This window comes from Bradyrhizobium sp. KBS0727 (assembly GCF_005937885.2).
In the GTDB taxonomy this organism is placed as follows: Bacteria; Pseudomonadota; Alphaproteobacteria; order Rhizobiales; family Xanthobacteraceae; genus Bradyrhizobium.
In genome coordinates, this window is sequence record NZ_CP042176.1 from 3,432,903 (window position 1) to 3,445,804 (window position 12,902).

The 12,902-nt window shown below is 63.1% G+C and carries 16 protein-coding genes; 11 read left to right on the forward strand and 5 right to left on the reverse strand.

Annotated features, from left to right (window positions below; translation table 11 throughout):
• The first annotated feature begins 48 nt into the window (after positions 1 to 48).
• Both FFI89_RS15785 and FFI89_RS15790 read left to right on the forward strand, forming a co-directional pair.
• Positions 49 to 285: a hypothetical protein gene (locus FFI89_RS15785; protein WP_138838017.1), complete on the forward strand. Its 237-nt coding sequence runs from the start codon at positions 49 to 51 to the stop codon at positions 283 to 285.
• Between the two features lie 97 nt (positions 286 to 382).
• Positions 383 to 685, forward strand: a complete 303-nt coding sequence (locus FFI89_RS15790) for an antibiotic biosynthesis monooxygenase (RefSeq protein ID WP_074832528.1) — start codon at positions 383 to 385, stop codon at positions 683 to 685.
• A 1-nt stretch (position 686) separates the two neighbouring features.
• Here FFI89_RS15790 and FFI89_RS15795 read toward each other — a convergent pair whose 3' ends face one another.
• Positions 687 to 1,847, reverse strand: coding sequence for an AI-2E family transporter (locus FFI89_RS15795; protein WP_138838018.1), 1,161 nt, complete (start codon positions 1,845 to 1,847; stop codon positions 687 to 689).
• A 172-nt stretch (positions 1,848 to 2,019) separates the two neighbouring features.
• Here FFI89_RS15795 and FFI89_RS15800 point away from each other — a divergent pair, with 172 nt between their 5' ends.
• From FFI89_RS15800 to FFI89_RS15810, 3 genes are all read left to right on the forward strand, one after another.
• On the forward strand, positions 2,020 to 2,688 hold the full coding sequence (locus FFI89_RS15800) for a hypothetical protein (RefSeq protein WP_246669469.1): 669 nt from the start codon (positions 2,020 to 2,022) through the stop codon (positions 2,686 to 2,688).
• A 159-nt stretch (positions 2,689 to 2,847) separates the two neighbouring features.
• On the forward strand, positions 2,848 to 3,618 hold the full coding sequence (locus FFI89_RS15805; RefSeq protein ID WP_138838022.1) for a gamma-glutamyl-gamma-aminobutyrate hydrolase family protein: 771 nt from the start codon (positions 2,848 to 2,850) through the stop codon (positions 3,616 to 3,618).
• 40 nt (positions 3,619 to 3,658) lie between these two features.
• On the forward strand, positions 3,659 to 4,726 hold the full coding sequence (locus FFI89_RS15810; protein ID WP_138838024.1) for an extracellular solute-binding protein: 1,068 nt from the start codon (positions 3,659 to 3,661) through the stop codon (positions 4,724 to 4,726).
• On the opposite strand, the gene FFI89_RS15815 is transcribed toward FFI89_RS15810, so the two are convergent.
• Both FFI89_RS15815 and FFI89_RS15820 read right to left on the reverse strand, forming a co-directional pair.
• Positions 4,702 to 5,070, reverse strand: coding sequence for a GrpB family protein (locus FFI89_RS15815; RefSeq protein WP_138838026.1), 369 nt, complete (start codon positions 5,068 to 5,070; stop codon positions 4,702 to 4,704). The two genes, FFI89_RS15810 and FFI89_RS15815, sit on opposite strands and share 25 nt — an antisense overlap.
• Positions 5,063 to 5,587, reverse strand: a complete 525-nt coding sequence (locus FFI89_RS15820; RefSeq protein WP_168212904.1) for a TetR family transcriptional regulator — start codon at positions 5,585 to 5,587, stop codon at positions 5,063 to 5,065. Before FFI89_RS15820 ends, FFI89_RS15815 begins: the two co-directional genes overlap by 8 nt.
• A gap of 110 nt (positions 5,588 to 5,697) precedes the next feature.
• Between FFI89_RS15820 and FFI89_RS15825 the strand changes: the two genes are divergently transcribed.
• Positions 5,698 to 5,934: a DUF2798 domain-containing protein gene (locus tag FFI89_RS15825; RefSeq protein ID WP_138838030.1), complete on the forward strand. Its 237-nt coding sequence runs from the start codon at positions 5,698 to 5,700 to the stop codon at positions 5,932 to 5,934.
• Between the two features lie 80 nt (positions 5,935 to 6,014).
• Positions 6,015 to 6,953: an NAD(P)H-binding protein gene (locus tag FFI89_RS15830; RefSeq protein WP_138838032.1), complete on the forward strand. Its 939-nt coding sequence runs from the start codon at positions 6,015 to 6,017 to the stop codon at positions 6,951 to 6,953.
• 118 nt (positions 6,954 to 7,071) lie between these two features.
• Here the strand turns inward: FFI89_RS15830 and FFI89_RS15835 are convergent, their stop codons facing one another.
• Both FFI89_RS15835 and FFI89_RS15840 read right to left on the reverse strand, forming a co-directional pair.
• Positions 7,072 to 7,830 carry a sulfite exporter TauE/SafE family protein gene (locus FFI89_RS15835; protein ID WP_138838034.1) on the reverse strand — a complete coding sequence of 253 codons (759 nt, stop codon included), beginning with the start codon at positions 7,828 to 7,830 and terminating at the stop codon, positions 7,072 to 7,074.
• 389 nt (positions 7,831 to 8,219) lie between these two features.
• A complete protein-coding gene (locus tag FFI89_RS15840) occupies positions 8,220 to 8,909 on the reverse strand; it encodes a TetR/AcrR family transcriptional regulator (RefSeq protein ID WP_138838036.1) in 690 nt (229 codons plus the stop codon).
• Between the two features lie 89 nt (positions 8,910 to 8,998).
• On the opposite strand from FFI89_RS15840, the gene FFI89_RS15845 reads away from it, so the two are divergent.
• The 4 genes from FFI89_RS15845 (at position 8,999) to FFI89_RS15860 (ending at position 12,899) form a co-directional block, all read left to right on the forward strand.
• Entirely contained in the window at positions 8,999 to 10,189 is a 1,191-nt protein-coding gene (locus tag FFI89_RS15845; RefSeq protein WP_138838038.1) for an HlyD family secretion protein, read from the forward strand.
• Between the two features lie 4 nt (positions 10,190 to 10,193).
• The gene (locus tag FFI89_RS15850) at positions 10,194 to 11,816 is read left to right on the forward strand and encodes an MDR family MFS transporter (RefSeq protein WP_168212905.1); all 1,623 of its coding nucleotides are present in this window, start codon (positions 10,194 to 10,196) and stop codon (positions 11,814 to 11,816) included.
• 41 nt (positions 11,817 to 11,857) lie between these two features.
• Positions 11,858 to 12,343, forward strand: a complete 486-nt coding sequence (locus tag FFI89_RS15855; protein WP_138838040.1) for a hypothetical protein — start codon at positions 11,858 to 11,860, stop codon at positions 12,341 to 12,343.
• A gap of 67 nt (positions 12,344 to 12,410) precedes the next feature.
• On the forward strand, positions 12,411 to 12,899 hold the full coding sequence (locus tag FFI89_RS15860; protein WP_138838042.1) for a MaoC family dehydratase: 489 nt from the start codon (positions 12,411 to 12,413) through the stop codon (positions 12,897 to 12,899).
• Positions 12,900 to 12,902 lie beyond the last annotated feature (3 nt).

A 12,902-nucleotide genomic window follows, 5' to 3' on the forward strand; every position in this document is an offset into this window, starting at 1 on the left:
GAAGCGCGGTAACTCCGCGTTTACCATTCCGTCCATATTATTCCGGTCATGGACTCACTTCGTACACGAAACCCGCAAGCTGCCTTGATGTCGCTCGAAGCGGCGGCCGTCACGGCCCGCGGCGGCTTCGCCTGCATGTTCTCGACCTCGGAAGAATACGAGATGGCGCTGATCACCGAGCGCCGTGCGCAGGGCCGTTACGATCAGCGCAGAACGCACTGGCCTGCCATCATGTTCGCCGGCTGTGCGATGATGATCGTCGGTACCGTGCTGCTGTTTCGCTGAGTTGCTGCCAAGCCGATGCCAGGGCGCCGCAAGGCGCCTTTTTCTTTTCGGCCGGCCGGGTTAGACACGCCCATTCTCCAAACAAGGCGTAACCCAGATGATCCTCGAAATCGCACAAATCGACGTCAAGCCCGGCACCGAAAAGGACTTTGAAGCCGCCGTCGCCAAGGCGCGCCCGCTATTCCTGCGCGCCAAGGGCGGCAAGGGGTTTGAACTGCACAAGTCGATCGAAAAGCCTTCGCGCTACCGGTTGATGGCGAAGTGGGAAACGCTGGAAAACCACACGGTGGACTTCCGCGGCTCGGAAGATTTCACCGCCTGGCGCGGCCTGGTCGGGCAGTATTTCGCGGCGCCGCCCGAGGTCGAGCACACCGAAATCGCGCTGACCAGCGCCGGCTAGATCACGCCGGCGTGGCCTCCGCCCGCAGCGTGGCGCCTTCCGCCTTGAAATGGTCGATCATGACCTTGGCGATCGCCATCAGGGGTAGGGCGAGCGCCAGCCCCCAGATGCCGAACACCACGCCGAGCAGGATCTGGAACGCAAACAGCGTGGCAGGCGGAATATCGAGCGCCTGCCGCTGGATGATCGGCGTCAGCACATAGCTTTCCATCGCGTGCACGCCAAGGAACAGGACGAAGGCGCTCAACGCGGCGACCCAGCCCGAGGCGAGGCTCGCGAGGACCACGATCAGCCCGGCGAGGATGGCGCCGACGGTCGGAATGAACGCGAGCAGTCCGGCCTGGATGCCCAGGATGAACGAGCTCTGGATGCCGATGACGGCAAGGCCGATCCAGGTCACCAGAAACACCGCGGCCATGGTGACGATCTGTGCGATCAGCCAGCGCTCGAGCGTCTCGCCGATGCGGTCGATGATGACCGTGGCGCGCGCGCGATGTTTGGCGGGCGCCATGAACAACAATCCCGCGCGATAGACGGCGGGCTGGGCCGCGAAGGCCAACCCCAGGAACAGTACGATAAAGAAGTTGCCGACCGCGCTGACGGTGCCGAGCAGCACCTTGAGGGTCTGGCTGACGATGGCGCCGCCAGAGGATGCGAGTGCGCCGGCGCTCGGTAGGTTATGGGTCGGCGCTGGCGGCGTCGTCGTTGGCGTTGTCGTCGTTGGCGTTGTCGTCGTCGAATCCGACGCCGGTGCGGCCGGCGCGCTGCCGAAATCGAGGTAACTGGTGTCGATGCCGTTCTTTTCGAGGAACGCCTTGACGGTCACCAGCTGCGATTTGATCGTATTGCTCAATACCGTCGCCTGCTGGGCGATGGTGGAGCCGCCGAGGAAGACGATGCCCGACAGCATCCCGGCAAGGACAAGGCAGACGATCGCGAGCCGCAGCGAATGCGCGAGCCGGACGACGCGCCCGAGCAGGTTGGTCATGGCGGTCAGCGCGACGCCGAGCAGCATGCCGGCAAAAATCAGGAACAGGGTCGCGGCGAAGGTCCAGGTGAACAGCAGCAATGCGGCGAACAACACGACGCCGATGCCGCCGACCGATATTGCCCACGCCAGATCGTTGCGGGCCTGAAGGCGATCGTCAGCCAGTCCTGTCACGTTGATTCCTTCGCAGAATGATCGGTCGGCCAGTCTTTCGCCAAAACGCCGCCGGGATCAAGCCGGGTGAGCACGCCGGTTTGACGCTGGCCGGTTCTCTGTGCCAAGCGTGCACCGATCTGATGCGGCGGGCCTCGAGGACGCGATGAATTTCAAATGGGTCGGGCCGGTTGTGCTGCTGGCAGCACTCTTCATCGGTGACCAGATCAGGATCAACCGTCCCGGGCACAAATATCGCCTGACCGTCGAGGTCGAGACCCCCCAGGGGCGCAAATCGGCATCCAGTGTGCTGGCGGTGCATCCCGACCGCGGCTACAGCCGCGGCGGGCATACGCGCACCGTGGGCGACGCCGTTTTCGTCGATCTCGGCGGCGGCAAGAACCTCGTCGCTTTGCTGGCGCATCTAGACGGGAAGCTCGATCTCGATGACATCAATTATCTGGCGCTCCGCGCCTATAACGCCGCCGGCGGCAAGCGTGTGTCGTTCAATGAGATGAACCGGCTGACCGGCTCTGTTCCGGTGAAGGGGGCGCTGATTCCGGTGCTGGTGAGCTTCGGCGACCCGGCCAATCCCGCCACCGCGCGGGTGGTTCTGCCCGATGATTTGGCGGCCGTGCTCGGAAACGGCTATCGGCTCGGGGAAATCACCGCCGAAGTGGTGCCGAACGGATTCTGGCCGGTCGACTTCGGCGGCGCGCTCGGCGAGCCGGTTACGCGCGCTATTGCCGCGAAACTGCCGTGGCTGAATGGACCGGACAATCCGGCCGCCACGGCGCTGCGCGCGGCGGGTTTGCCCGGCATCGAGGCGATTGACGCCAAAGAGGCGTTCACGCGCAAGTAGCCGGAACGGCCGCGGAGGGCCTACATTCTCGCGCAGCTGTGAAGCGCCGGTAGCGGTCATATCATGTTGATCCGGCACGATCTCGCAGGCATGATCGGCTGGAATCGTGGCCCAACCTAGAAGATCCTTGCACAGGACGATGACAGCGGAATTTTTGCGATGAGACGGCCCGTGGTCGGTGTGATCGGGAACGCCCATCGCGTCGAAAATCGTTTCGCGACGCAGATGGTCGGAGAACGCAACCTGCGTGCGGTGGCCGACGTGTCGGGCGCTTTGCCGCTGATGTTTGCCGGGTCGCCCGAAATTACCGACGTCGGTGCCTTGCTCGACGTGGTCGACGGGATCGTGCTGACCGGCGCCCGCGCCAACGTCCATCCGACGCGTTTCAAGACCGAACCGCACGAGAAGCACGAACCCTACGACGAACATCGTGACGATGTCGCGCTGGCGCTGGCGGAGGCCTGCGTCGCCCGCGGGGTGCCGATCTTCGGCATCTGCCGCGGCCTGCAGGAAATGAACGTTGCGTTCGGCGGCTCGCTGCATCCGGAGATTCGTGAAATTCCCGGACGCATGAACCATCGCATGCCCAGGCTCGAGAACGGCGAAATCCATCCCGATCCGACCGTGGTGTTCGCCGACCGGCACGACGTCAGACTGACGCCCGGTGGCGCCTTTGCCACGCTCCTCGGCTGCGAGACCATTCGGGTGAATTCGCTGCACGGGCAGGGCATCCTCGATCCCGGCGCGCGCGTCGTGATCGAAGGCGTCGCCGAAGACGGCACCATCGAAGCGATCCGGATCGCCGACGCGTCGGGCTTTGCGCTCGGCGTCCAGTGGCATGCGGAGTACGACCCGCAGCGCAATCCGATCAACCGTGCGCTGTTCGAGGCGTTCGGCGAGGCGCTTAAGGCGCACCGGCGGGCGAGCTAGGCGGCCGGAGAAACCGGTCGCGCCAATACGGGAGGATGCGATGCGAGACCGCAAATGGTCGAGACGCGACCTGCTCAGGGTATCCACGGCAGCAGCCGCCGGCGTGCTGTTCGCCGAACCGTCGAAGGCGGCGGCCCCGCCTGCCACGGTGGTGACGCCGGCCCTGATCGAGGCGGCGAAGAAGGAGGGCAAGCTGTCGTTCTACAGCGCCCTCGAACTCACCACCGCCGAACGTCTGGCACGGACTTTTGAAGCGAAACATCCCGGCATCGCCGTGCGCGTCGAGCGTTCCGGCGCGGAACGGATTTTCCAGCGCATCGCGCAGGAGCAGGGCAGCGGCATCAACGCCGTCGACGTCGCCAACTCGACCGACCCCGCGCACTATCTTGAATGGAAGAAGAACGACTGGCTCGCGCCTTATATCCCGGACGATGTCGCAATGCACTTTCCGGTCGATCAGGTCGATCCCGACGGCATGTATGCGACGTCCTGCGCCTGGCTGGAGACGATCGGCTACAACACCAATCTGGTGAAGCGCGAAGACGCGCCGAAGAGTTATGTCGATCTGCTCGATCCCAGATGGCACGGCAAGATCGTCAAGGCCCATCCCGGCTACAGCGGCGCCATCCTGACCGCGACCTTCGTGCTGGCGCGCGACCTCGGCTGGCCCTATCTGGAGAAGCTGGCGAAGCAGAAGATCATGCAGGTACAGTCGGCCGCCGATCCGCCGAAGAAGATCCTGCTCGGCGAGCGCGCGGTGATGGCTGACGGCAACGACTACAATCTGGTGCTGCTGAAGGACCAGGGCAAACCGGTCGAAGTGGTCTATCCGGCCGAGGGATCACCGCTGATCATCGTCCCCTCCGGCGTCTTCCGCGGTGCGCCCAATCCGAACGCCGCAAGGCTGTTCCAGAGCTTCTTCTTCAGCGCCGAGACCCAGCAGATGCTGGTTGACGGGTTTGCGCATCGCTCGTTCCACGCGCAGGTGAAGGAGAAGGGCGAGCACGTCCCGCTGGCCAACCTGAAACTGCTCAAGGCCGATCCGGCTGCGGTGCAGGCGCAGAGCGAGGCGATCAAGGCGCGCTACAGCAAGATCTTCGGCGTGTAGGCCGGCGGATCAAAAGTGCCGGCGGCCGGCTGGGAGCGCCTTGGTCCAAAGGGCGGCATGCCCTTTACGAAGAACAGTCGATCCTGCCTGGGATTGTCGGCCCAGTAGACATAGTCGAGAGTTCGAAGGGCTTCGACAAAACTGGTTCGCGCATCCGCCAGCGATCGGACCGCAATCAGGATGTCGACGATGGGCTTGGCCGAGAGCGCGGGAATAGCCGTGCTTCCGAAATGCTCAAGTCCCACGATCAGAGACGGATCGAGGACGGCCCGCAACCGTTCGGCCTCTTCGTCGAACAGGATCGGCCAGCGCTGATCGCAATCAACGATCTCGATCTCATCCATTTTTCTGGTTCCCCCGCCGTGCGCTTTCGAGCAACGTCATGCAGGCCTCGAGACAGGCGGCGGCGATCGCCCGGCCTTGGGAACTCTGCTTTTTGTTCAACAACCGATGCATCACCACACCGTGCAGCATCATCATGACGGGATAGGCGATGTGTGGGGCCCTGCTTTCATCGACACCGGCGCGCACGAGATGGGTGGTGTATCGTTCGATCTCGCTTCTCTGCGCATCCGCTGAGACACGCTCCATCCAGCCGCGCCCATAGAGCAATTCATAGTCGCGAGGGTGGCTGGTGCCGAACTCAAGATGTCGTGCGCAGGTGTCCTGGAAGTCGCGCGATTTTGCGAGGTAGGCCGAGAAGCGTTGAAAGGCCAGCGCGCGCAACGCCGTCAGCAGCGCCTCCCGGTCGGCGTAGTAGCTATAGACCGTCGGTGTCGTCGTGGCCGCTTCCGCTGCAACGCCGCGGATCGTCACGGCTTCCTCGCCGCCCGATTGCCACAGGGCGTCGGCCGCTTTCAAGATTCTGTGAGGCAGCTCCGGATCGGCTGTTCGCGGCATCGGCTCTATTGCTTTTACGCTGTATAAGTTATACGTCGTCTAAATAATAGCCTCATTCCCGGAGTAAGCAAATGGCCCTTTCCCCGAAGCTGGTCGGACCCGCGATTTCCTCGATCACCGGCCTGATCACCTCGACCGGCATGTCGTTCGTCGGTCTCGCCTTGAATTATGGCTTCCAGCCCGATTTCGCCATGCGGTGGCTGAAGGCGGCGGCAACCAGCTACGTCGTGATCGTGCCGGTATTGGTGATCGTCGTCCCGCGGATCCAGCGCTTCGTCATGCGCCAGGCTGGATTGCCGGCGCGCTGAGGTCAGGTCGCCGCACACAATGAAATGCCCGGCGTCAGCCGGGCCGCCAGTTCTTTTGAACATAACCGGAGGTCAGGAACATGACGACGAAACATAGATACGACAAACCGATCCTCGTGACAGGAGCAGCCGGCGCTGTGGGCGGCGTCGGCCGTAACCTCACCGAATTCCTGCTCGCAAGGGGACACAAGGTGCGCGCCCTGGTTCGGCGTGAGGACGAGCGCGCCGACGCCCTCCGGCGGCTCGGCGCAGAGGTCGTACAGGGCGATTTGACGGACCTCGCCTCGATGCACCGTGCCATCGAAGGCTGCGGGCGCATCTATTTCGGAATGTCTGTTTCGGCGGCATATCTGGAAGCCACGATCAACACCGCCGCAGTGGCGCGCCATCACGGCGTCGAGGTCTTCGTAAACATGTCGCAGATGACGGTCTCGCAGATGAGCATCAGCGAGACCACCGACAGCCCGCAGCACAAGCTGCACTGGCTGGCTGAGCAGGCTCTGTCCTGGTCGGGACTGCCGGTCGTCACGGTGCGGCCGACCGTCTTCCTCGAAGGCTTCTTTCTGATGCTCGCCGCCGCCGCCGTGCGGACCTCCGACGAGTTGGCGCTGCCGATGGGCGACGGCAAAACCTCGCCGATCTCGGCGGTCGATGTAGCGCGTGCGGTCGCTGTTATCCTCGATGACCCCGCACCGCATATCGGACAAATCTACGATCTGACGGGGCCGGAAACCGCCGATCTGAATCACTATGCGCGCGCTTTCTCCGAGGCACTCGGCAGGCCCATCCGGTATCGCGACGTCCCACTCGCGCCATGGAGCGAAGGCCTGCGGAAGGCGGGGTTTCCTGCGCATGTCGTCAGCCATCTCTCGGCTATGACCGAGTTGAACAGGCAGGGACGTTACGACCGCATGACGGACGCCATGTACAAGATCACCGGCGAGGCACCGACGAACATGCGAAACTTCGTAAAACTCCATGCCACTGAGTTCAATCCGCGCGAACGGGCGCCGTCCTGATGCGCTCGGCACATCGCGCCGGCAGAATCCGATCGCCAAGACCAGCGCTTTCCCGATGAGGTGATCGGTGAACCGTCAGCGTAGCGCGTGAACCAGGGCAGGCATTCGTAGTTCGAATTTACCCGACATAGCCGGAAACGCCGTCCCACAACAATTTTAACGCGGTCACGACCAGCAATCCGTAACAGGCACGATAAATCTGTTGCTGGTCCAGCCTTCCGTGAAGCCGCCAACCAAGCCATACCCCGGCGGGGATGGCGAGCAGGCAGGCTGCCATCACGATCCAGACGTTGCCCGCCGGTCTCACCAGCAGCAACCACGGCACCGCCTTGGTCGCATTGCCGACGGTGAAGAACAGACTCGTCGTTCCGGCATAGACTTCCTTGCTGAGGCCGAGCGGCAGCAGATACATCGCAAGCGGCGGCCCGCCGGAATGCGCCACCATGGTGGACACGCCCGAGGCGAGACCGGCAGCGACCGCCTTCGGGGACGACCGCGGAGCTATTTTTACCTCCGAACCTCCGGCAAGCCACAGGCCGACAAACATCAACGTGGTCAGCGCCATCACGATCGCGACGGCACGGTGGTCCAGCACGCGGAACAGCAGATAGCCGAACCCGATGCCGGTCACGAGCCCAGGCAACAGCAGCGCAAGGTCGGGCTTCGACCACGTCGACGGCTTCCAGTAGCGGAGCGCGTACAGATCCATCGCGATGAACAGTGGCGCGAGGAGGCCGCCGGCCGTCACCGGGTCCATCACGAACGACAACAAGGGAATGCCGACAATGGAGAACCCGCCGCCGAACGCACCCTTCATGAAGCAGATCAGGAACACGCCGGCGAAAGCGATCAGGACCGTGGCTACTGTCAGTTCCATGGCTCATCTCCATGATGGCCGCGGGTCCAGCGCGTCTGGGCGTGGGTTGATCGCGGTGCAATCGGTGCAATATGGTTTGATGTAGTTACAATGCTCCGACTATGTGCTCGGTACAATAGAAACATTGTTCTCGGTGCAATTTTGACCGCGCTGCTGGTTTCCCAGCGACGCGGTTTGTCGACGGCGGGTCGCCCGATCGGGAGGATTCGGCTTGCACCGCCTGGCGCGCGAGCCGCTGCGGGCCTGCGCACAACTGCCGCGTTGCTGAATGGCAAGGGGGACTATTTCTATTCAACCGAATGAGCCAGGTTCGGTCGCAATTGCATTGCTTGTTCCGCATCCAAGGCCGTTGGGCAGAACCGACGGACCGATGTCAGCTCTTGTACACTCTACGTCAGCAAGCGAGAATTCCGCTTATCTTCCTGGCATCCCCGCAGGAACAGCGCAGCACAGCGCCGTACCCGCGCTTCGATCTCCGAACGCGACGGCAGCGGCAGGCCGCCGAACATCGTGGCGCGCCGCGGCGCCGAGGTCAGCATCCCCAGCAGCATGCCGGCGGCTTCATCGACATCGTCGAGTGCGATCAGCCCACGCTCTTTCTGCAGTCGTAGCCACTCCGCCAGCGCCATCACGGTGCGCAGGATCGCCTTCTCATAGAATGTCGCCGCGATGCCGGCATGATTGCCGGCCTCCTGCAGCACGATACGCTGGAGTGCGATCACTTCTTCGTCAAGCGTGAGGTCTGCGCAGACCATCAGCGCCGCAGATAGCGCCGCTTCGATATCGTTATGATCCGCGACGTTCAGCCTGACCTCCGCGGCGAAGCGATCGAGACGATCCGACACCATGCCTTCGAACAACGCGGCCTTGGTCGGGATCAATCGATAGAGCGTTTTGGTGGAGACGCCGGCGCCACGCGCCACGGTCTCCATGCCGGTCGCCGCATAGCCACCGGCGGCAAACGCGTGCCGCGCGGCCTCATAGATGATTTGCCGGGTTTCGTCGTCGGGGCGGACCTGCGGACGACCCCGGCAGCGCCGGTCGTCGGTGGGGTCTTGGGTGGTTTTGATCTGAGTCATGCTTTTACATGATGCCTGTCATTCCATTGACAGTCCGAATGTAGTCGCTAATTTGGAAAACAGCAAGTTTCCTTATTAGGAGCGTCGCCATGACCCAGCATCCCACCGCATTCGAAATCGAGCGTCCAGTTCCCGCCGCCGAGGCCCTTACTGATACGCTGCCGACCACCCGGGCTCCGGGGGCTTTCAAAAAGTTCAATTTCCGCAAGCTATTAATGGCTGGGGTGGCGGTCGCGGCGCTGGCCAGTGCGAGCTGGTACGGCTTCGACTACTGGACCGTTGGCCGCTACCTCGTTTCCACCGATGACGCTTATGTGAAGGCCGACAACACCACCGTGGCACCCAAGATTTCGGGCTACCTCCACGAAGTCCTGGTCGGCGACAACGAGCGCGTCAGTGCCGGCCAAGTGCTGGCGCGGATCGACGCGCGCGATTTCAACGTCGCGCTCGACCAGGCCAAGGCCGACGTCGCCGCGGCGCGTGCGGCAATCGCCAGCAAGCAGGCCCAGCTCGGCGTTCAACGGGCGGCGATCGATGCTGCGAAGGCAACCCTCGACGTCGACGGAGCGGCCGTCACTTTTGCCGCGCAGGAGAACAAGCGCTACACCACCCTCGCGGCGACCGGTTTCGGCAGCGTGCAGAACGCGCAGCAGGCGCAGGCGCGCAACGCGGGCGCCGAAGCCGCAATCGCGCGCGACACCGCCAACCTCGCCTCCGCCGTGAAGCAGCTCGACCTGCTCGAGGCCGAGATCGTTCAGGCCAATGCCGCGCTGGCGCGCGCGCAAGCCGTGCAGAGCCAGGCCGAGCTTAATCTCGACTACACCTCCATCGTGGCACCGATCGACGGCGTCGTCGGCAACCGGAGTCTGCGCGTCGGCCAGTTCGTTCAGGCCGGCACCCAGCTGATGTCGGTGGTGCCGGTCGCCGGCGCCTATGTGGTGGCGAATTTCAAGGAAACCCAGTTGACCGACGTCCGCAGGGGCCAGCGGGTAGAGATCGCCGTCGACACCTTCCCCGGCCAGATCGTGCATGGACGCGTCGACAGCATTGCGCCGGCCAGCGGCCAGGAATTCGCGTTGCTGCCGCCGGACAACGCCACCGGCAATTTTACAAAAGTAGTGCAGCGAATTCCGGTGAAGATCGCACTCGACACCGACACGAACTCTCCCGTCGAATTGCGTCCCGGCATGTCGGTGATCCCGACAGTTGAGACCAAATCGCAAGCCCGCATTCGCCAGGCGGCCGCGTTGCGGGCGTCAGCCAGGGCTTCCGGAGGATAGTGTCATGACAAGTCCTGCAATCGCAGCCCCGATACCGGCGATTCCTGCCTCAACCGCAAGACCGGAGCGCACCACCGCCGATCCCAACCGCGCCAGTGCGACGGTCTGGGTCGCCGTGCTCGCCGCCATGATCGGCTCGTTCATGGCGATCCTGAACATCCAGATCACCAACGCCTCCCTGCTCAACATCGAAGGCGGCATCGGCACCGGCGTCGACAATGGCTCGTGGATATCGACCTCGTATTTGATTGGCGAGATCGTGGTCATTCCGCTGACCGATTATCTCTCGAGGGTGTTCTCGTTCCGCCGCTATATGCTCGCCAGCGCGACCCTGTTTGCGATTTTCTCGGTCGCCTGCGCCTTTGCCCACGATCTGCCATCGATGATCGCGATGCGCGGATTGCAGGGATTCGCCGGCGGCGTCCTGATCCCGATGGCATTCACGCTGGTGCTGACAAAGCTGCCGAAGCCGCAGCAACCGATCGGCCTTGCAGCGTTTGCGCTGTCGGTGACTTTCGCGCCCGCGATCGGGCCCACCATCGGCGGCTATCTCACCGAGAATTACGGCTGGCAGACCATTTTCTATGTCAACGTTCTGCCGACCATCGTCATGGTGACCGCGCTCTATCTGACGCTGGAGCGGCAGCCGATGCAGCTCAAGCTTTTGAAGGAAGGCGACTGGGCCGGTATCGCTACCATGGCAGTCGGATTGGCGGCGTTCCAGACCGTGCTCGAAGAAGGCAACAAGGACGATTGGTTCGCATCCCCCTTCATCCTCCGTCTGGCTGTCGTCGCACTGGTCAGCCTGTCACTGTTCGTCTGGATCGAACTGGCGGTGGAAAAGCCGTTGATCCGGCTGCGGCTCCTGATGCAGCGCAATTTCGGTTTCGGCACCATCGCGGTGACGCTGCTCGGCTTCGCGCTGTTCGGATCGGTCTATATCCTGCCGGCTTATCTCGGCCAGGCGCAGGGTTACAATGCCGAGCAGATCGGCACCGTGCTGGCCTGGACTGGCTTGCCACAACTGCTGTTGATTCCGCTGGTCCCGAGGCTGATGCAGCGCTTCGACGCCCGTTATATCGCGATCACCGGCCTCCTGATCTTCGCCTATAGCTGTTTCATGAACACGGCGATGTCGCCCGACTATGCCGGCGACCAACTCTGGATTCCCAACATCGTCCGCGCCATCGGCCAGGCCATGGTGCTGACCCCGCTGACTTCGGTGACGACGGGAAACACCGCCCCGCAGGACGCCGCGGCGGCATCCGGCATCAGCAACATGCTGCGCAATCTCGGAGGCGCCATCGGCACCGCGGTACTGGCCACCCTGGTCACCAAGCGCGAGCAGTTCCATTCCAACATCATCGGCCAGTCGGTCACGCTGGGCCGCGAGGAAGTGCGCACCCGGATCGCCGAGACGACGAATTTCTTCCTTGCGCACGGCGTGCCCGATCCGGCGGCCGCCCGCCAGCAGGCCATCATCGCGCTAGGCAAGGCGGTCAAGCACCAGGCGCTGGTGATGGGTTTTAGCGACACCTTTGCGGTGATCGGCGTGGTCCTCGTCCTTGCCGCCATCGCCGTCACACTGACGCGCAGGGCAAAAGGCACCGGCGGCGCCGCCCATTGAATTCGGCAATTCTGCATCCAGCAGACCAAAGGAGCACGCACATGTCCACGATACACCTGCACCAGACAACCACCTCGACGCCCCAGCAGTACGTCGCCGGGCTTACCGACTTCGGGCCCGGCCGCTCGAAGCTCTTTGGCAACAGCGCCGACGAGTACCTCAAGGTGCATCACCTGGGCCGCTTGCAGGCCGACGTCACGGAAGGCTCGGGCGGCATCTGGGAACGCCTGCATTACGACTGGTCCGATCCCAACCGCGTCGTCCTCACGACGACCGACTCCAACGTATGGGGAGGTGCGTCCGGTCACACCTATACCTTCACGCCTCAACCCAACGGCACGACCGACATTGACGTGATCGTCGTGCGCGACGGCAAGAACCTCAAGGGATGGATGCTCGGCTTCGTGCTCGGGACCATCGGCAGGCGTGTTTTGGAAAGGGCATTCGAAAACTCCGTCAAGGCTATCGAAGCCCGGAACAACACGGCTGAGCACCTCGTCAAGAGGAATTCCAGCCTTGCAGCCTGAGCGGTCAGGCCGTGGTAAAACCAGCCGGAAATGGCCATCACCGCGGTGAAACCTGAGGAGGTAGACCATGACTCACGTGGGCAGCGAAGCTGCAACCAAGACCCAGTCAGACCGCCTGTATCTTGATGATCTTCATGTCGGACAGCGCTTTACCAGCAAGCCACACACGCTTGACGAAGCGCAGATCAAGGAATTCGCGGTTCAATTCGATCCGCAGCCCTTTCACACGGACGAGCAAGCCGCGGAACGAACGTTCTTCAATGGCTTGGTGGCGAGCGGTTGGCATACCGCCGCGATTACGATGCGCCTGAATGTTGAGAGTGGTCCGCCACTCGCCGGCGGCATCGTCGGGGCCGGGGGAGAGTTGAGCTGGCCAGCGCCAACCCGCCCCGGAGATGTGCTCCATGTCGAGAGCGAAGTCGTTGAAATTACGCCATCGCGCTCGCGACCCGATCGCGGCACGATAGTCCTTCTCAGCCGAACGATAAACCAGCGCGGCGACGTCGTTCAGATACTCAAGGTAAGGCTTGTCGTTCCGCGCAGAGTAGCGACGTGAGAG

Excerpts from the sequence above, each read along its gene's own strand:
- FFI89_RS15785 (WP_138838017.1), top strand. The coding sequence starts at position 49 with ATGGACTCACTTCGTACACGAAACCCGCAAGCTGCCTTGATGTCGCTC.
- FFI89_RS15790 (WP_074832528.1), top strand. The coding sequence starts at position 383 with ATGATCCTCGAAATCGCACAAATCGACGTCAAGCCCGGCACCGAAAAG.
- FFI89_RS15805 (WP_138838022.1), top strand. The coding sequence starts at position 2,848 with ATGAGACGGCCCGTGGTCGGTGTGATCGGGAACGCCCATCGCGTCGAA.
- FFI89_RS15810 (WP_138838024.1), top strand. The coding sequence starts at position 3,659 with ATGCGAGACCGCAAATGGTCGAGACGCGACCTGCTCAGGGTATCCACG.
- FFI89_RS15815 (WP_138838026.1), bottom strand. The coding sequence starts at position 5,070 with ATGGATGAGATCGAGATCGTTGATTGCGATCAGCGCTGGCCGATCCTG.
- FFI89_RS15825 (WP_138838030.1), top strand. The coding sequence starts at position 5,698 with ATGGCCCTTTCCCCGAAGCTGGTCGGACCCGCGATTTCCTCGATCACC.
- FFI89_RS15830 (WP_138838032.1), top strand. The coding sequence starts at position 6,015 with ATGACGACGAAACATAGATACGACAAACCGATCCTCGTGACAGGAGCA.
- FFI89_RS15835 (WP_138838034.1), bottom strand. The coding sequence starts at position 7,830 with ATGGAACTGACAGTAGCCACGGTCCTGATCGCTTTCGCCGGCGTGTTC.
- FFI89_RS15840 (WP_138838036.1), bottom strand. The coding sequence starts at position 8,909 with ATGACTCAGATCAAAACCACCCAAGACCCCACCGACGACCGGCGCTGC.
- FFI89_RS15845 (WP_138838038.1), top strand. The coding sequence starts at position 8,999 with ATGACCCAGCATCCCACCGCATTCGAAATCGAGCGTCCAGTTCCCGCC.
- FFI89_RS15850 (WP_168212905.1), top strand. The coding sequence starts at position 10,194 with ATGACAAGTCCTGCAATCGCAGCCCCGATACCGGCGATTCCTGCCTCA.
- FFI89_RS15855 (WP_138838040.1), top strand. The coding sequence starts at position 11,858 with ATGTCCACGATACACCTGCACCAGACAACCACCTCGACGCCCCAGCAG.
- FFI89_RS15860 (WP_138838042.1), top strand. The coding sequence starts at position 12,411 with ATGACTCACGTGGGCAGCGAAGCTGCAACCAAGACCCAGTCAGACCGC.